We start from the raw sequence: 17,260 nt of genomic DNA on the forward strand, positions 1-17,260 counted from the left end.
GCCTTTTTGCACACTGATCGGAAGCGCGCCACACAGCTTCCGAATCAGAACGATTTGAATCCACTTTTTTGGGGCTGTCGAGAGTCAACGATTCGTTAATTCGAAATAAATCTTGTCCAACGCAAATTAAGGCATCGCCGAGGCGAGTCCGAAACGGGAACGGGTCCGCAAAGCTACGCGCGCGGCGGCTCGGCATGGCTGATCACGCGCTTGATCGACGGGAACGCGCGGCGCAGCGCGCGCTCGATCTCGTCGACACTCTCATGCACCTTGATGACGCTCAGCGACTGCGCGGCGCGGCAATGGAAGTTAACGATTTCGCCGGCGTCGGTGTCGCGTACACGCACATTGTGAATGTCGTGGATCGCGCCGTTGCCGGCAAAGCGCATCAGCGCGGCCTTGATCTCTTCGACGCGCCCGGGCGCGGCGTCGGTGCCGTGCGGCAGCTCCGGCTCGAGCGGCTCGATGTGGGTATCGACCTCGACGTCCTCGCCAAAATCTTCGCGGATGCTGTGCTCGAGGTCGTGGGCGATGTCGTGCGCGGCCAAAAGTTCCATGTCGCCGTCGACTTCGAGGTCGAGGCTGACGATCAGCTTCTCGCCGAGATCGTGCACGGTGACATGGTGGACGGCGAGGCCGGAATTGCGGGCGATCACCATGACGCGCTCGCGCACGCTCTCATTGTCGCGCGCGACCGGCACCGCGGTGAAGGTGAGGTCGGCGTCGCCGAGCGCCTTGCTGACGGCCGCCTGCGCGGACTTCTTGATCGCCTCGACGCGGTCGATCGGATAGGTGCGCGGCACCTTGGCGATGGCGTCGATGAAATGCGTCGGCCCGACCATGCGCACGCGCACGCGTTCGACGCCGACCACGCCAGGTACCGCGCGGATCGCGGCCGTCGCCTTTTCCGAAGCGCCCTCCGGCGCGCGGTCGAGCAGGGTTTCGATGGTGGAGCGTCCGAGCCGCAGGCCGAGGATCGAGATCATTACGGCTACGGCAATGGCCGCGACCGAATCGCCCCAGGCAAAGCCGAAGCCGGTGAGCACGAGGCCGATGATTACGGCGATCGAGCCGAGCACGTCGGAGGCAAAATGCAGGGCATCCGCCGCCAGCGCCTGGCTCCGCGTCTGGCGCGCCGTGCGATGCAACGCCCGCGCGCGCCAGAAATTCACTGCGATATCGATCACCAGCACGACGAAGGGAATCGCTGAAAGGGTGGGCGGCGGCGCACCCTCGCTCAGCCGGCTCCAGGATTCGACCAGGATGCCGCCGGCGAGCACATAGAGCAGCGCGATGACAAACAGCGCCGACAGGCTCTCGAACTTGCCATGGCCGTAGTGATGCTCCGCGTCGGCCGGCTGGTCGGACACCCGCACCACCAGCCAGGTGATGACGGTCGCGATCACGTCGACGGAGGAGTGCAGCGCCTCGGAGATCAGCGCCAGCGAGCCGATCGCGATGCCGACCGCAAATTTCGCCGCCGCCATGCCGGCGCTGGCGAAGATCGAGATCGCCGCGACATTGGTCTTGAGTGTAGGGGATTTGGTCATGGCCGGCGGTTTAGCAGGGGGGCAGCTAACATGAAAGGCAGGGGTTGCAGGCGCTATCGCAACTCGTTTGCAGGAGCATTTGTTGCGAATTGTACCTGAGCTTGGAGACCGTCATTGCGAGCCAACGGGTCGCGCGAATGCGCGCCCCGTTGGCTCGCAATGACGTGGCAGCCATTGAATACACCTCCGCGTTCTCGCGGCGCTCAGCCCGAGCTTTGCAAATTCATTCGCCCAAGGAGAAGAGGGCGCAGGGAATGCCGGGTGCTTGCTGCACCCGCGGTCTCGTGTGCAAATAGCGAAAGGAAAAACGCACACGAACATACAGGTACAGCCGAGGCACTCCGGCATTCCCTGCGCGATGGTTTGACGGCTTATGCCGAGCTCTCCCTGGAGACGAATTCCTCTTGCCTCCATCGCTGCCGGCTTGATGACCAATCGATCCGGTCGGATCAAACTCGCCACCGGCAGCTTGGCACCAGCCACGGGTGTCAGGACCACACGGTTTTGCCGTACGCTTCAGCGCCGTACGTCCTGCGCGCCGTGTCCGCTCACGGCCAAAGCCGCCCCGCGAACAGCCTCTCGCGCCGACGCTGCCGCGTCCACCGCATCCCGCCCCACGTTCGTGACGATGGCCAACGCCCCTCTTGTCGGGACGGGATGGCGGGATTTGTAAGCGTGATTTGGGGTGAGGACGAAGCGGAATATTTTGATGCGACGGCTGGACGGGCAAATCACGTTGAAGTTGTTATGGAAAATAGATTATTCGAGAAAAATCGATTTTTGCGCCCGCCGGATATTTGCCAACGAACGGGACAAAGCCGCACGGCCGGTTGCTGACTTCTGCACCAACAGAACTAAGGCGCCCTACGCACTGGCTTCCGCCTTCGTAGGCAGAAGCAGACAGAAAAGCCTGGGGAAGTCGGCCCTTGACCCAAAGCCGACTTTGCCCAGGCTTGAAATCAGTCAACCGCATATGCTCCGCGCACGATGCGGCAGCTCATTATTCGACTTGCCTTGCTTCAGTCCTCTTCGTCGGGCTGTGCACGGCGCCGTTCTACGGCCTCGCTCATATCATGGAGTACAAAGAGCGCGAGGGCCGCCATGTGCCGCCGCTGTTCGGGGCTAAACGTCTTGTAGAGTGGCTGCCACGCTTCGGCGAGCTTGTCCAAATCGGCTGATCGTTGAGCCAAAGCTTCCGAGCGTCGTTGCATGAACGCGATGGGATCACGATTGCGCATGACCTCGATGGAGTTCTGGTCGACCCGTCTGCCCACCGTTTCCGAGACTTTTGCAACGCGGGCTTTCCGGTCCTCCGCCCTGGCACGAATGGCGCTCTCGACAGGCGGCCATAATTTTTCCTGGTCAGGTGTGAGCTGCAACGCGGCCTTCACCAGTTCAATGCGCAAGTCCGTCAGCGAATTCCGGTCGGCTATATTCAGCCGTTCCGGAGTCGCGGGAGAGGGAGTTTGCGCGTGGGCAATCGGCGATGCCGTAAGGAAGAGTGCAGTTGCTCCAACCACTACTATTTTGATCATCGGCGATCTCCTAGGTAGATGGCCCCCAGGCATCGCGCAACAGAGATCGCGTCCGCGAAATCGCGTTGATCCAAATCAAGGGACAAGAGAAAGTCCTTTGATGCGCACACCAAGCTACCGGTGTGTCCGCCCGTGCGCCGGTATTCGGCGGCGGACATCAACTCTCGCCGATAGTTCTACTGCGTCACACCCATTCAAATCCTCATCCTGAGGAGCCGCCAACGGGTCGCGCAAACGCGCGCCCGATGATAGGCTCCGCGGCGTCTCGAAGGATGCAGGCCCGCCTGCGGCCTCATGGTTCGAGACGCGCTCCGCACCGTAAGGGGCATGACGCAGTAGGATTAGCCTCCACGCTGCGGGTTCAAAGACCTCCTCGCGGTAGGAAGAAGCAAAGCTCGATTCCCGTGTGCCGGTTAATGAACAGCACGGGGACGCGATCAGGCGTGTCTTCTTCTTTTATGATGTCGGGCGGGATGGTTTTCCACTCGCCGTCTTTCAGGTACTGCCACTGGTCCGAGCGATCTTCGCCAACCCTGAAGCGGGTCTTGAAGACGTCGCCGTTGTCGCAGCAGGATTTCCAGGGAACACCGAGACGCTTCCGAGCGGCGGCGTTCATTTCCTGCTTGTTGAACCATTCGTGGTTGGGCATCGACGGATCGTGCGCGTCAGCCTGAAAGGAAAACAAGACAAGAAGACCGAATGCCGTCAGTACGCGACCGAACGCTTTCATGGCAGCCTCCATTCTGGACTGTCACCAAACGCGAATCACACGAATTCTCCGGCAACCAATCAGGCCACACTCATAGGAAAATGGAATCGCATTTTCTGAGCGACCCGCTCATTTAAGCACCACTGTTGTTTTTCTGTTGGTGTTCTACCGCACAAGCGGCCCGTATTATTACCGGTACCTCCTGACCTTTCTCTTCCCCCAATCATACGCATGGCGCGACGGACCCACGCAAAAAGACGTCCGTCGTTCCGTCGCGGCATCAAGTGAGCGTGATATGTGAGGCGGTTCACATCTGGAAATCGCGAGTTGATTTAACGCCCTCGCAAACCCGGTTTCGGGAGGCGTGCGATGCCCTTGTTCAACAGCCACATCAGTTGGCGGGGAATGGCTGCCACGGTGGTGGTCGAGCTTCTCATCTTGCTCGCACTTGCGTTCGCCGTTGTTAGTTACGTCGAATGGTCATCGAATACCGTCGTAGCCGAGTTTATGCGTGCGACTGAGTCGTCGGCATCTGATCCGAGGGCATCTGATCCGAGCCATTCCGAGGAATCTTCAGCTCGGATTCAGCCGCCCAAGGGATCAACGGGCTGCCCCGTAGGCAAGAAATCGCTGCCAACGCAACTAGCGCCCTTGCCGTGAGCTATAGACTAATTCGGCCGCGTGCGCTCAACGCGCGCATCGTGCGCGACGGAACGATTTCATCCGCGGCCGGCGAGCTCGACCGGAGTTCGGTAGAGCTCGTTACTGTCACCGTCGGTGACGCGCACGGCGCATCCGGTGGAACACAGCTCGGGACGAACGATACGTAGCTCGCTCGCGAGGCTTTCAGCTTTATCGATCGCGTTTTCCGTATTCTCGAGGATCATACCGCCCTGGTATTTGAACTCCGCACCGATGACGAGATCAAAATTGAAGTATGGCATTGTCCAGCCCCCAGCCAAGTTTCAATCGCACTGAATCTAACCTGAGTCTGGCTGGTTCCTTCATTACAACTCTGATCCTGCGATCTGATTGTGGTCGCCTGTTGCGTTTCGGTATCGCGACCGGACCACCGCGTGCACAACATATGACGAGCACCTGCAGGTCGTTCGGTTGCGGTTCGTAGGATGGGGAGCCAACGGGTCGCGCGAACGCGCGCCCGATGACAGGCTCCGCGATATCAATCAATGCGTCCGTTCACACCGGCGATGGGTTTCGCTGCGCTCTCTACCCATCCTGCGAAAACACGCGTTGCGATCTCGCAGCACCGCCACGCTTTAGAGGTGGGCCTGACATGGTCAACTCCAAACGCTGGCTTCCGATTTAGAATCATTGTGGAACCCTGAGACCGATGACCCGGAGTTGTGACCAAGATCATATGGGTCGCTCGACTTTCGACGCATCGTATTGGCGTTATTGATGTCCGTTGAGGTACGGATGCACTGCACGAATTGCGCAGCCGAAGTCCCGGAGCAAAGAAAATTCTGTGGCCAGTGCGGAGCGGCGGTCGTGCGGCGTTGTCCGGCCTGCGGCGTGGCGAACCCGGCCCTGAACAGGTTTTGCGGCGACTGCGGGACCAAATTACGCGTGGAATCTCACGCGGTGGCGACGACGGCGCGTGACGCGCGGCCGATCGAGCGCCGGCAGCTTACCGTACTGTTTTGTGATCTGGTCGGGTCGACTGAACTTTCCGCGAGGCTCGATCCCGAAGACTTCAGCGCAATCATTGCCGGCTACCGGCGCTGCATTGCTGAAACCGTTGCCCGCTTCGACGGCTTTGTCGCGCGACATCATGGGGACGGCGCGGTCGTATGTTTTGGCTATCCTCACGCGCACGAGGACGACGCGGAGCGCGCCGTTCAGGCCAGTCTCGCACTGGTGCAAGCGATCGCCGCCTTGCCCGCGAAAGCGAAGATGAGCGCGCGCGTTGGCGTTGCAACGGGCGTTGCGATTGTCGGCGATATGTCTGATAGCGCGATTTCCGAGGAGCATGGCATCCTCGGCGATACGCCGAATCTTGCCGCCCGACTGCAATCGCTCGCCGAGCCCGGCTGTGTTGTTATCTCGGGTCGCACAAAGACGATCGCGGGACCGCAGTTCGAGTATCTCGATCTCGGTAAGGTCGAGATCAAGGGATTGGTAAAACCAGTCGCTGCCTGGCAAGTCGCAGGCAAGACAGCGGTGACCAGCCGATCGCACGCTCTCCAAAGCCGCGACTTGCTGCCGCTGATCGGTCGTGATGAAGAAATGGAGCTGCTGCTGAGCCGATGGAAGCGGGCCAAGGGCGGCGAAGGTCAGGTGGTGCTGCTCTCCGGTGAAGCGGGGATCGGCAAATCACGGCTCACCGTCGCGCTGCTGGAACAGCTTGCTCGCGAGCCGCACATACGTGTGCGTTGCTTCTGCTCACCGCAGCATACCGACAGCACGCTCTATCCGGTGATCGGCGAGATGTTGCGCGCCGCTCGCTTTGCTCACGATGACAGCCAGCAAGTAAAAAGGGACAAGCTTGACGCGTTGCTGGCGCAAAGCTCCACGCCACCTCAGGATGCGGCGCTGTTTGCCGAACTGCTGTCGCTGCCCAACGATGGACGCTACCCTGCGGTTGAAGCGGAGCCGCAGCTCCGTCGTCAGAAAACACTGAAAGCTCTTGCTTCGCAAATCGAGACGCTGGCGCGGATCAATCCCGTGCTGGTGATTTTCGAAGATGCGCATTGGGCCGATCCAACCAGCCTCGAACTATTCGCCCGGACGGCGGACCTGGCCGTGAGCCACCGGCTCTTGATACTCGTTACTTTCAGGCCGGAATTCAGACCGCCCTTGACTGGACGGCCGCACGTGACTGAGCTGACCCTCAATCGGCTGGCGCCGCGCGACATCGATTTCCTGATCGAGGGAGTCGTCGGCAACCGATCGCTGCCGGCGGGCATCCGCCAGGACATTATCGAGCGCACCGACGGCATTCCACTGTTCGCCGAGGAGATGACCAAAGCGGTGCTGGACGCTGAGGGTGAGAGTGATGTGCAGCGGACCTTTGCGGGGACGCCGACGCCTGTCGTGGCGGTTCCGGCGAGCCTGCAGGCTTCTCTGATGTCGCGGCTCGACCGGCTCGGCCCGGCGAAAGACATCGCGCAGGTCGGCGCGGCGATCGGCCGGGCATTTTCCCACATGTTGCTGGCTGCGCTTGTGCGAAAGCCAAAGGAAGAACTGGACTCCGACCTCGAACGGCTCGTTGCGGCGGGTCTGCTGTTTCGACACGGCACCCCGCCGCATGCGAGCTACCTGTTCAAGCATGCGCTGGTGCAGGACGTTGCCTACAATACGCTGCTGCGAGAGCCGAGGCGCGCGCTGCATGCGCGCATCGCCGAAATCCTTGAAAGCCAGTTCCCGGAAATAGCCGATAGCCAGCCCGAACTACTCGCTCGTCACTACACAAAGGCCGACCTGATCGAGAAGTCAGCGCGGCTGTGGGGCAAGGCGGGACAGCGGTCACAGGAGCGCTCGGCGCTGATCGAAGCAGCAGAACAGCTTGACCAGGCTCTGGCGCAAATAGCAACGTTGCCCAGCACGCCCGACCTGCGGCGCGAGCAGATCATCCTGCAAGTTGCGCTCTTGAACACGCTGATGCATGTCAAGGGATACGGCGCGCCCGAAACCAAGACTGCCGTGGCGCAGGCGAGGGCGTTTATCGAGCAAGCGGAACAGCTTGGAGAGTCTCCCGATGACCCCTCGTTGCTGCTCTCAACCCTCTTTGGGCAGTGGATCGTCAATTTCATAAACTTTAATGGTGACGTTGCGCGCGAGCTCGCGGCGCGGTTTCTGGCGCTCGGCGAGAACGAGGGGGCGGCGGTGCCGCGCATGATCGGGCACCGCACCATGGCGAGTACGCTCGCGCTGAGGGGAGACCTCGTGGGAGCGAAGGTGCACTACAACGAAGCCCTCGCCCTCTATCGTCCTGCCGAGCACCGCCGATTGATGACGCGATTTGGCCAGGACCTGCGGGTGACGTGCCTGGCCTTCCGTTCAATGGCCTCATGGCTGCTCGGCTATCCCCAGGCTGCGCTGAACGACGCAGACTGCGCGCTGATGGAAGCGCGCCAGATCGATCATGCGGCCACGTTGATGTTTACGCTGAATTTTCCGATCCTTGTTAATACCTATTGCGGGAATTACCACGCGGCAAATACGCATCTCAAAGAGCTTGTCGCGCTGGCGGAGGAGAAGAGCGCTCCGTTCCGGAAAGCGGAAGGCGTGTTGCGGCGGGGCTATATCCTGACCCTGACGGGAGCCGCGAAAGCGGTCGAGACCGTCTCGACGGGTATTGATCTATGGCGGTCGGCCGGATCGACGATATTTACGCCGGAGCAGGAGTTCATGCTGGCAATTGCGCATGCGGATTCGGGCCAATTCGATGATGCCTGGCGCTGCGTCGGCAACGCAATGACAGCGATGCGGGAAACCAAGGAAAGATGGTGCGAGGCTGAGGTTCATCGTGTCGCCGGTGAAATCGCGCTCAGATGGCCGCAGCGGGACGAGGCGAAGGCGCAAGCGTATTTCGAGCATTCCCTGGCCATTGCGCGAGCGCAGCATGCAAAATCGTGGGAATTGCGCGCGGCCACCAGCTCGGCGCGGCTCTTGAACTGTCAGGGCAAACGGAAAATGGCACGTGACCTTCTCGCGCCCATCTACGATTGGTTCACCGAAGGCTTTGACACCAGCGATCTGCGAAAGGCCAAGGCCTTGCTCGGCGAGATCAGTTGAAGGCGCCTTCGGTCATCAACGAGCCGGTCGCCACCGCGGATGATTTAGGTTTCATTCATCGTACTTATTAGAGTTCGATTCAAATTTTCCGTTCATGATCGCCGCGTTTCTCGCGGCATTTCATTTTTGATCGGCAGCTCCAACACGGCTCGCGTTGCTACGGAAGCATTGTCATGGCGATCGCTGGTGCAGCGTTTCGTGCTCAGGATTCTTGCGGACTTCTAACCGGGCGGCTGCATTCCGCCAGCTTGAAATCGCACGCCCCAAAGTTGCTGGCCGCCTGCGCTGTCCTGTTCTCGATCTCGGTCGCCGGTTGCGCGCGCAATCCCGCGCCGCGTGAATTCAATCCAGCCCAGCGCGAAGTCAAAGCATCTCCCACCCGTGCGGTCGTGCGCGCCCGCCGCCCCTCTGAACAGCGTCGATATTCGGAGCCAAGAATTCGGCGGCCGGACCCGGCGCTGCTTTCCCCACAGCCTGCGCCCGATTGCGAGTTCAAAATATCCGACCTGAAGACCGTGGATCCGGATCGGTGGGCCCGCTTGAAGGTCGAGTACGAGCGACAGTGCTATCAGGATGCAGAGAAGGCTGCGCGCGACCGCCTGATCTTGCTGCAGGCGTCAGCTACGTGCGAAATCGAGCCGGCTCGACAGCGAACGCCAGTCCGGTAGCAACCCAGGGTAGCCAGCGCCTCACCGCCGACTGCGTGTCGGTTGCGCTTCGCATGACCCGTGCACAGGTGCGGCGCGCACTTCTAGATTGTGCTCAGCATCCACTGTCGAGGCGTAAGCCCTGTGTCTTCCAGATGACAATGGTGTGGCGTTCGTCCTTAATTTTGTCGTTCTTTTGCCGTGCCGCCGTTTCACGTTTTCGCCGGTGGGATTCGATTTTACTGTGCTTTGCTGGGGAGGAATTGAAGAGTATTAACTTTTTAGAGAGTAGTTATGAAAACTCTTTACGATATTGTTGGCGCACTTCCGGACGACGACGCGGAAGATTTGCGAGTTGCATTTCGCAAGGCCGTTAAGGCGAACCATCCTGACCTCAATCCCGGTAATCCGGAAGCTGCACACACGTTTCGGCGGATCGTGCGTGCTAACGCCATTCTGAGCGATCAACGGCAACGAGAGGCCTATGATCGGCTGCTCGAGGCCGCGCGCCGGCAGCAGCGCCAGAAGCCAAAGCGCAGTGCCTTCGCCGCCGCCATCCGCAGGCTCGGCGTTGACGCGATGGCGAGTGCGGTTGCGGCGACAGTGTTTATCGGTGGCTACCTGCTACTTAAGCCTGTGGAAAGGCTGCCGCTCGCTTCCGCAGCGGTGACTGAGATATCCAGGTACGAACCAGTGCAAACAGTCGCCGGCAGATCGACCGAACTATCTTCACAGGAGCGAGCCAGCCCAGGCGACAAGCTTGAAGATGTCGGGGCGGACCTGAATCCGCAGGACCTCAAAGAGCCGACCAAGGTGGCCAGCGTTTCACCTGCGGTGACGACAGGCAGTGCTTCTGCTGCAAGAGATGTTGTCCCGACTACTGACTCGAAGCCCAAAGACGTCAAATATTATCGCGAACGAGGCAGCTCGGCATATCGTAGCGGGGATCTGTACATCGCTTTGGCCAATTTCGATCTGGCGATCCAGCAGGATCCCGCTTGTTCGGACTGCTATGTTGATCGCGGGATTGTCCTGCACCGTATGGGCGATCAGAAGGGTGCATTTTCCGATGTGGCCGAAGCCAAGCGCATTGATGCCTTGAGTAGAAGCAAGCCTGTTTCCGACGCCGGTACGCGCTAACGGGTTTGCGCAGCGCGCGGCCCGATGACCGGCTCTCTCGTAACCTGCCGGCGCTTCTCAAACAGAATGGCGGATGGTGTTTCCGCCTTCCATCGCTGGTCCACGCCTGCGCGCCCGCCCGGCGCATTGCTGTGCCGCGTCCCTGGCATCTGGACATGGGCAGGCCGCATTGTCCAAGATCGCCGGCTAAACAGCGGAGGCGCCGATGCCGATCATCGATTCACAGGTTCATGCCTATGAGGCGAACAGTCCGAAGCGGCCCTGGCACACCGTGCCGAACTGGCCCGATCACGTCACGGGTGACGAGATGGTGGCGGCGATGGACAAGGTTGGCGTCGACGGCGCGATCTTCATCTCGGCGTTTTCGTTGTACCGCTACGACGCCAGCTATGCCGTGGAAGTGCAGCGGGCGCATCCGGGCCGGCTCGCCATCGTCAAGCCGGTCGATCCTGATGATGCCGGTGTGGCCGACGTTGTCGCCGAATGGAAGAAGACGCCGGGTGCGGTCGGAATCCGCATCATGCTGAGGAAGGAGGCGGCGCGCGCGCCTGACGATCCCGGCCTCGACCGGATCGCGCGCGCGGCGGTTCGCCATGATTTTCCGGTCAACCTGCTGTGCTGGGACAATCTGGACGCGGGCAGGGTGCTGATCGATCGCCATCCAGACACGCGCTTCATCATCGACCATCTCGGCATCCTGCAGCCACGCGTGCCGCCGGCGCCGCCTGAGCCGTGGGCCGACCTTCCGAAGGTGCTGGACCTCGCCAGGCGGCCGAACGCCGTGATCAAGGTCAGCGGTGCCTGCACGCTGTCGCGCGAGCCGTATCCTTATCCCGATATCTGGGACCCGCTGGCCCGCGTGTTCGATGCCTGGGGTTTCGATCGCTGCCTGTGGGGCACGGACTGGACGCGCGCGTTCGCCGTCGTCAATTACGAGCAGGCCGTCGAGCCTTTCCTCAAGACGAGCCGCTTGAGCGACACCGAGCGGGCGATGCTGATGGGCGGCGCCTGCGCCAGGGCCTATGGCTGGTGGCCGAAGAAGGGTTAGTGTGAGGCCAACGCCGTCTGACCGGCAATCTCGTCGGCTCGCCAGCAGCGGACCGAGTGCCCGTCAGGCCGCGTTTCAAGCGGCGGCACAGGCTCACGATGGCACACGGCTTCCGCGTAACGACAGCGCGGACTGAACGCACATCCCTCTGGCGGACTGAGCGGATTGGGAAGCTCGCCCTTTGTCGTCGCGAGCGGTGCATGGCGTAGCGGATCGGGAATGGCGGCGATAAGGGTTCGCGTATACGGGTGCGCCGGCCGTTCGAAGATTTCGCGCCAGTCGCCTGTCTCGACAATGCGGCCGAGATACATGACGGCGACCCTGTCGCTCATGTGCTCGACAACGCCGAGGTCGTGGCTGATCATGATGTAGGAGAGGCCGAGAGTTTCCTTCAATTCCAGCAGCAGATTGATGATCTGGGCACGGATAGAGACATCCAGCGCCGATACAGGTTCGTCGCAGATGACAATCTTGGGATTGAGGATCAGCGCGCGAGCGATGCCGATGCGCTGACGCTGGCCTCCCGAGAATTCATGCGGGTAGCGGCCAGCTTGTTCGGGCCGGAGGCCCACGTGCCTGAGCATCGTCGCGACGCGTTCCTCGATCTCGCTTTTGGCCGTCACACCATGCAGGCGCAACGGGGCTTCAAGCGTGCGACGAACGGTCTGACGTGGATTGAGGGAGGCGTAGGGATCCTGAAACACGATTTGTACGATGCGGGCCAATGCTTTGCGATCGCCCGACTGCCGGCCCGTCACGACCTGCCCGTCCAGCACGATGCGGCCTCGCGTCGGCATCTGCAGGCCAAGTATCGAAAGCGCGACAGTGGATTTGCCACAACCGGACTCGCCAACGAGACCAAGGCATTCACCGCGCTTCAGTTCGAGATCGATGCCGTCGACCGCGCGCAACAGCCGCCGGCCGCCGCCCAGCAAGCCGCCACCAACCGGAAAATGGACCGCGAGATCCTCCACGCTGAGGATGACATCGTCACCAAATCTTCCCGCAGGCTCATGCATGGTGATGGCACCTGACGAATCCGCCTGCACCGAGCAACGTCGTCTCCGGCGCGGTGGTCCGGCAAATGTCGGTCGCCCGCGTGCAACGCGGATTGAACCGGCAGCCGCTCGGGAAATCCGCGATTGCCGGCACGACGCCCGCGATCTCCCTGAGCCGCGTTCGGCCCAGTGCTGCGCGACTCCCCAGCCGCGGCAGCGAGTCGACCAGGCCTTGCGTATAGGGATGCGCGCATGCGCGGAAGATATCGGCCGAGCCGCGCTCCTCGACAATGCGACCGGCATACATGACGGCGACGCGGCGGCAGACATTGGCAACCAGGCCCAGATCGTGGCTGATCATCAAAATAGCCGTACCTCTTTCGGCGCATAAATTCCGCATCAGCTCGATGATCTCCGCTTGCACCGTCACGTCGAGCGCGGTTGTCGGCTCGTCGGCGATCAGAAGATCAGGCCCACATGCGAGTGCGATGGCGATCATCACGCGTTGACGCATGCCGCCCGAAAGCTGGTGCGGGTAATCGTTCACCCGCCGCTCGGGTGCAGGGACGCGGACGCTCGCGAGCGCCTCGACGGCCAGTTGGTTTGCTTCCCGCCAGCTCTTGCCCTTGTGCAGCACGAACATTTCGGCGATCTGCCGGCCAACGGGCGAGACCGGATTAAGCGCCGTCATCGGCTCCTGGAAGATCATGGCGATGCGATGGCCGCGCAGCGCGCGTTGCTCGGCCGCCGGTAGTCCCTGGATCTCCCGGCCCTCAAATCGTATGGCGCCGGCGCCGATCGAAAGCGGCTGGCGCAACAGGCCGATCAGCGCGAGCGCCGTAATACTCTTGCCGCTGCCGGATTCGCCGACAAGGCCGAATGTCTCGCCACGATCGATGCGGAACGAAACATCCTCGACCGCCGCAACATGGCTCGATCCGACATCGAGATCGATGCGCAGATCTTCGACTTCGATCAGGGGAGGGCCCGTCATGTGCGCCGGCTCCGCGACTGTGGATCGAGAATGTCACGCAAGCCATCGCCGAGCAGATTGAGGCCGAGCACCGTCAGGAATATGGCGAGGCCCGGGAAAATCGAGAGCCACGGCGCCGTTGTGATCTGGTCGCGGGCCTCCGACAGCATGCTGCCCCAGCTTGGATAGGGCGGGCGGATTCCGAGGCCAAGGAACGAAAGTGCGGCTTCGGCCAATACCGCGCCGCCCATGCCCAGCGTGCCGATCACAATGATGGGTCCCAGCATGTTCGGCAGCAGCTGTGTGATCATGATGCGCAAATCGCCGTAGCCGAGCACCCTTGCGGCCTGCACATAGCCCTGGCTCTTGAGCGAGAGCGTCGAGGCACGTGCGATCCGGCAAGTGAACGACCAGTTGGTCAGCCCGAGCGCGATCAGCAGGCTGGTCAGGCCGGGTCCAAGCACCGCCATGATGGCAAGCGCGAAGATCAGCGAGGGGATCGCGAGCATGAGGTTGGTCAGCCCATTGACGAAGTCGTCCCACCAGCCGCCCCAATAACCCGCGGTCAGGCCCAGCGTCACGCCGATGACGCTGTTGACCAACTGCGAGACGATGCCGACCGTCAGCGAGATCCGCGCGCCGTGCACGACGCGGGAGTAAATGTCGCGGCCCTGCGCATCGGTGCCGAACCACCAGATCCAGCTCGGCGGCTCTTCCGCATTCATGAGATTGGCGTCCATGACAGGATCGGTATGCGCCAGCCAGGGCGCGAACAGGCCGACGAAGATCGCAAGCGCGAACAACGCCCCGCCGATGATGAGACTGGCTCCGAGCTTCATCGCGGTCGCCCTGCCGCGGCAGGCGGTTCAGTCAATCGCGCACGGGCGTGATGGAGCCAATCACCGCTCATGCGTATCTGATCCTGGGATCGATCACGCCATAGAGCACGTCAATCAACATATTGGTCGCGAGAAAGAACAGCACCACAACGAAAATAGAGCCTTGGACGGCAGGAATGTCGCGCTGCAGCACACTGTCGACGAGCAGCGAACCGATGCCCGGCCAGGAGAACAATTTCTCGACCACGACCGCCTGGCCCATCAACGCGCCGAATTGCAGGCCGATCGTCGTGAGAATGATGACGAGGGCATTGCGCATCACATGCCACTTCACGACTCGGGTCTCGCTCATGCCCTTCGAGCGCGCCGTCCGAACGAAATCCGCGGTCATGATCTCGAGAACCGCGGCGCGCGTCGTCCGTGCCAGCAGCGCCATAGGCGAGACGCCGAGTGTCACCGCAGGCAGGATCAGATATTTGAGCCCCCCATCGCCATAGCCAAAACTCGGCAGCCAGCCGAGTTTCAACGCAAACAGGTACATTAGCAGCAGCCCCAGCCAGAACTTGGCCATCGAAAGGCCCGACACCGCCAAGACCATCGAGATCGTGTCGACGATGCTGCCCGGTCTTAGCGCTGCGATGAAGCCGAGCGGTACGCCGATCACAATCGAAAACGTCATGGCGGCGAATATCAATTGCAGCGTCGGCCACATCCGTTTGGCGAGCATGGTCGTGACCGGCTCGCGCGTCCGGAACGACGTCCCCAAATCCCCCGTCGCGAGCTTGGCAATGTAGGCGCCGAAGCGGACGTAGACGGGATCGTCGAGTCCGAGCTGCTTTTTCATGCGCTCCACGACCTGCGGGTCGGTCGGACCCCGGCCGTCATCGTTCATGCTCGATACGATGCTGCCCGGAACGACGCTGAACAGCACAAAGATCACCAGCACCACAGCCAGCACGGTCGGAACGGTTTGCAGGATTCGACGGATCAGGAAGGCGAGCATTGGAACTGTTCCTCCCTCCCGCCATCGTTTTTTGCGATGGAGGGAGGGTGAGCGCGCGCGTCACTTCGCGGGCGAGGTTTCATCGACCCAGAGGTCTTCGACGTTTTGATGGGTCAGTTCCGTCGCATTCAACTGAACACCCTTGAGCCACGGCTGCACCGCCATGACCGCCTTGTTGTAGTTGAAGAACCAGACCGGCGCTTCGTCATAGAGCAGGGCATTGGCTTTTTGCAGCAGCTGGACGCGCTTGGCGGAATCGTCGGTCTGCCCGGCCTCATCGATCATCTTGTCGAAGTCCGCGTTCTTGAAGGCCGTGTAGTTGCAGGCCGATTGCGGTGTCGATGAATGGAAGCACTTCAGCGCCGCCTGGGGATCCGGACCTGTCGCCATGGAATAGACATAGGCCTGGAAGTCGCCCTTCTTAATTGCCTCCGCCAGCACCGCGGTCTCGACCTGCTTGACCTTCACCTTGATGCCTACCCGGTCCAGCATCGGGATAATGGCCTCGACGATCGGCAGGCCCCAGCTTTCATTCTGACTGGTCGTCCATTCGAATTCAAAGCCTGTGGGATAGCCGGCGTCGGCGAGCAACTGCTTTGCTTTCGCGGGATCGAAGGCGTAGGGCTTCATGGCCTTGTCGTAGAGCGGCGAGGTCGGGGTCAGAGGCAGCCAGCTCGTGGCGCGATAGGCCTTGTTCTTGACCAGCTTGCTGATGATCAGGTCGGTATCGATCGCGTGGTTGATCGCCTGCCGGACCCGCTTGTCGGCGAACGGCTTGAATGCCGGGTTCATCCCCATGTGACGCGTGAAGACCTCGGCGACTTCAGCGATAGTACCCTTGAGGTTGGGGTCGGCCTGATAGGCGACATACTGCGCCGGCCCGAGCACCGAGGTGTCGATTTCCTTGTTGCGGAAGGCGACATCGCGCGCCGCGGCTTCGCCCATGATCGAGACGATGAGCTTGTCGGCATACGGCTTGCCGGGCTTGTAGAACCGGTCCCATCGCTCGAGGACGACGCGCGATCCCGGCACGTGCTCGACAAACTTGAATGGCCCAAGGCCGATCGGTTTCTGGATGAAGCCTTCCTTGGCACCCTCATCGGCGGGATAGACCGAGGTCAGCGCGGTGAAGAAATAGAAACCTGGATCGACTTTCTCGGTCAGCTTCATTTCGAGCGTGAAGTCGTCGATCTTCTTTAAGCCCGAGATTTCCTTGGCCTGGCCCTTCTCGACCTCGGCCGCGCCCTCGATCACGCGGACAAAACGCGCGCCGGGATAGGCCTTGGTGCCGTCCATGATGCGATTGAAGCTCCAGATGACGTCGTCAGCCGTCATCCTGCGACCGTGGTGGAAATAAGCGTCGTCGCGCAGCTTGAAGGTATGAACAAGTCCTCCACCGGAGACGATGACCTCCTTAGCAAGCTCCGGAACCGGTTTGCCCTCCGCGGAGTCCCAAATGTAGAGCGACCGATGCAGGCCCTTGGCGACTATCTCGTCCTGGGCGCGCTGTGTCGTATGAATGTCCATGCTGGTGAAACTCGAGCCATAGGGCGCCGTCATGCGAATGGTTCCGCCCTTGCGCGGTGTCTGGGCTTCCGCCGTGGCGGAGAGCGCCAGTCCCAAACCAGCCACGATCGCAATCTTCTTGAACATCATTGTTCTCCCCCGCAGTGCACGAGTATTCCGATCAGCGAGTTGACCACTCGCAGCATGTCGAGCGCAAGATCCTCGTTTCGCGTTGATGGCGATCGGACCAATACTTGTGCAGCGTCAAGGCGAGGCCTGGACGACCATGGAAAGGTAGACCGTGGTGCTGGTCCGAGGTGTCGTGGGCAGCCTCGCTACGGCGGACCAGACGCCAGCCCGCCCCGCGCCGTAGCCGGAGTCAGCTCAAGGTTGCCGCAACCGACGGGCGCTCCACAAAAAAACAACAATCCGGTCAACTAATAGCGGTTGCATCGAGGGACATGTCATGGTGCACCGCACCGACATCGCCAGAGGCAGCATGGGGCAGGCCGGCCCACGCAACGGTCGCATGTGCCGCCGTGCACTGAATAGTG

12 protein-coding genes and 1 pseudogene are annotated in these 17,260 nt (G+C 61.3%); 4 read left to right on the forward strand and 9 right to left on the reverse strand.

The features are described from left to right. Positions 1–173: 173 nt before the first annotated feature. The 4 genes from ACH79_RS23355 to ACH79_RS23370 form a co-directional block, all read right to left on the reverse strand. Positions 174–1,550, reverse strand: coding sequence for a cation-efflux pump (locus ACH79_RS23355; protein ID WP_161853106.1), 1,377 nt, complete (start codon positions 1,548–1,550; stop codon positions 174–176). Between the two features lie 1,019 nt (positions 1,551–2,569). Next, the gene (locus tag ACH79_RS23360) at positions 2,570–3,085 is read right to left on the reverse strand and encodes a Spy/CpxP family protein refolding chaperone (protein WP_161853107.1); all 516 of its coding nucleotides are present in this window, start codon (positions 3,083–3,085) and stop codon (positions 2,570–2,572) included. 361 nt (positions 3,086–3,446) lie between these two features. Next, complete coding sequence (locus tag ACH79_RS23365) at positions 3,447–3,815, reverse strand: hypothetical protein (RefSeq protein WP_161853108.1); 369 nt, start codon at positions 3,813–3,815, stop codon at positions 3,447–3,449. Between the two features lie 698 nt (positions 3,816–4,513). Further along, positions 4,514–4,738: a hypothetical protein gene (locus ACH79_RS23370; protein WP_161853109.1), complete on the reverse strand. Its 225-nt coding sequence runs from the start codon at positions 4,736–4,738 to the stop codon at positions 4,514–4,516. Positions 4,739–5,231: 493 nt separating this feature from the next. Between ACH79_RS23370 and ACH79_RS45155 the strand changes: the two are divergent. The 4 genes and pseudogenes from ACH79_RS45155 to ACH79_RS23385 form a co-directional block, all read left to right on the forward strand. Continuing rightward, positions 5,232–5,885 (forward strand): annotated as a pseudogene (locus tag ACH79_RS45155) (adenylate/guanylate cyclase domain-containing protein); the annotation flags it as partial. A gap of 126 nt (positions 5,886–6,011) precedes the next feature. Then, complete coding sequence (locus ACH79_RS23375; RefSeq protein ID WP_246738079.1) at positions 6,012–8,552, forward strand: AAA family ATPase; 2,541 nt, start codon at positions 6,012–6,014, stop codon at positions 8,550–8,552. A 941-nt stretch (positions 8,553–9,493) separates the two neighbouring features. Continuing rightward, positions 9,494–10,339 (forward strand): J domain-containing protein, encoded by an 846-nt coding sequence (locus tag ACH79_RS23380; RefSeq protein WP_161853111.1) that lies wholly within the window; start codon positions 9,494–9,496, stop codon positions 10,337–10,339. Positions 10,340–10,544: 205 nt separating this feature from the next. Next, entirely contained in the window at positions 10,545–11,387 is an 843-nt protein-coding gene (locus ACH79_RS23385; RefSeq protein WP_161853112.1) for an amidohydrolase, read from the forward strand. Here ACH79_RS23385 and ACH79_RS23390 read toward each other — a convergent pair. From ACH79_RS23390 to ACH79_RS23410, 5 genes are all read right to left on the reverse strand, one after another. Continuing rightward, on the reverse strand, positions 11,384–12,406 hold the full coding sequence (locus tag ACH79_RS23390) for an ABC transporter ATP-binding protein (RefSeq protein WP_161853113.1): 1,023 nt from the start codon (positions 12,404–12,406) through the stop codon (positions 11,384–11,386). The two genes, ACH79_RS23385 and ACH79_RS23390, sit on opposite strands and share 4 nt — an antisense overlap. Next, positions 12,399–13,379: an ABC transporter ATP-binding protein gene (locus tag ACH79_RS23395; RefSeq protein WP_161853114.1), complete on the reverse strand. Its 981-nt coding sequence runs from the start codon at positions 13,377–13,379 to the stop codon at positions 12,399–12,401. Before ACH79_RS23395 ends, ACH79_RS23390 begins: the two co-directional genes overlap by 8 nt. Next, positions 13,376–14,197, reverse strand: a complete 822-nt coding sequence (locus tag ACH79_RS23400) for an ABC transporter permease (RefSeq protein WP_161853115.1) — start codon at positions 14,195–14,197, stop codon at positions 13,376–13,378. The genes ACH79_RS23395 and ACH79_RS23400 overlap by 4 nt, the downstream gene beginning before the upstream one ends. A gap of 67 nt (positions 14,198–14,264) precedes the next feature. Continuing rightward, positions 14,265–15,200 (reverse strand): ABC transporter permease, encoded by a 936-nt coding sequence (locus tag ACH79_RS23405; RefSeq protein WP_161853116.1) that lies wholly within the window; start codon positions 15,198–15,200, stop codon positions 14,265–14,267. A gap of 60 nt (positions 15,201–15,260) precedes the next feature. Further along, a complete protein-coding gene (locus ACH79_RS23410) occupies positions 15,261–16,856 on the reverse strand; it encodes an ABC transporter substrate-binding protein (protein ID WP_202639016.1) in 1,596 nt (531 codons plus the stop codon). Between the last annotated feature and the right edge of the window lie 404 nt (positions 16,857–17,260).

Origin of the sequence: Bradyrhizobium sp. CCBAU 051011 (genome assembly GCF_009930815.1) — a bacterium.
Classification (GTDB): domain Bacteria; phylum Pseudomonadota; class Alphaproteobacteria; order Rhizobiales; family Xanthobacteraceae; genus Bradyrhizobium.

Coding starts and splice junctions, on each gene's coding strand:
- ACH79_RS23355 (WP_161853106.1), bottom strand. CDS start 1,550: ATGACCAAATCCCCTACACTCAAGACCAATGTCGCGGCGATCTCGATC.
- ACH79_RS23360 (WP_161853107.1), bottom strand. CDS start 3,085: ATGATCAAAATAGTAGTGGTTGGAGCAACTGCACTCTTCCTTACGGCA.
- ACH79_RS23365 (WP_161853108.1), bottom strand. CDS start 3,815: ATGAAAGCGTTCGGTCGCGTACTGACGGCATTCGGTCTTCTTGTCTTG.
- ACH79_RS23370 (WP_161853109.1), bottom strand. CDS start 4,738: ATGCCATACTTCAATTTTGATCTCGTCATCGGTGCGGAGTTCAAATAC.
- ACH79_RS23380 (WP_161853111.1), top strand. CDS start 9,494: ATGAAAACTCTTTACGATATTGTTGGCGCACTTCCGGACGACGACGCG.
- ACH79_RS23385 (WP_161853112.1), top strand. CDS start 10,545: ATGCCGATCATCGATTCACAGGTTCATGCCTATGAGGCGAACAGTCCG.
- ACH79_RS23390 (WP_161853113.1), bottom strand. CDS start 12,406: ATGCATGAGCCTGCGGGAAGATTTGGTGACGATGTCATCCTCAGCGTG.
- ACH79_RS23395 (WP_161853114.1), bottom strand. CDS start 13,379: ATGACGGGCCCTCCCCTGATCGAAGTCGAAGATCTGCGCATCGATCTC.
- ACH79_RS23400 (WP_161853115.1), bottom strand. CDS start 14,197: ATGAAGCTCGGAGCCAGTCTCATCATCGGCGGGGCGTTGTTCGCGCTT.
- ACH79_RS23405 (WP_161853116.1), bottom strand. CDS start 15,200: ATGCTCGCCTTCCTGATCCGTCGAATCCTGCAAACCGTTCCGACCGTG.
- ACH79_RS23410 (WP_202639016.1), bottom strand. CDS start 16,856: ATGATGTTCAAGAAGATTGCGATCGTGGCTGGTTTGGGACTGGCGCTC.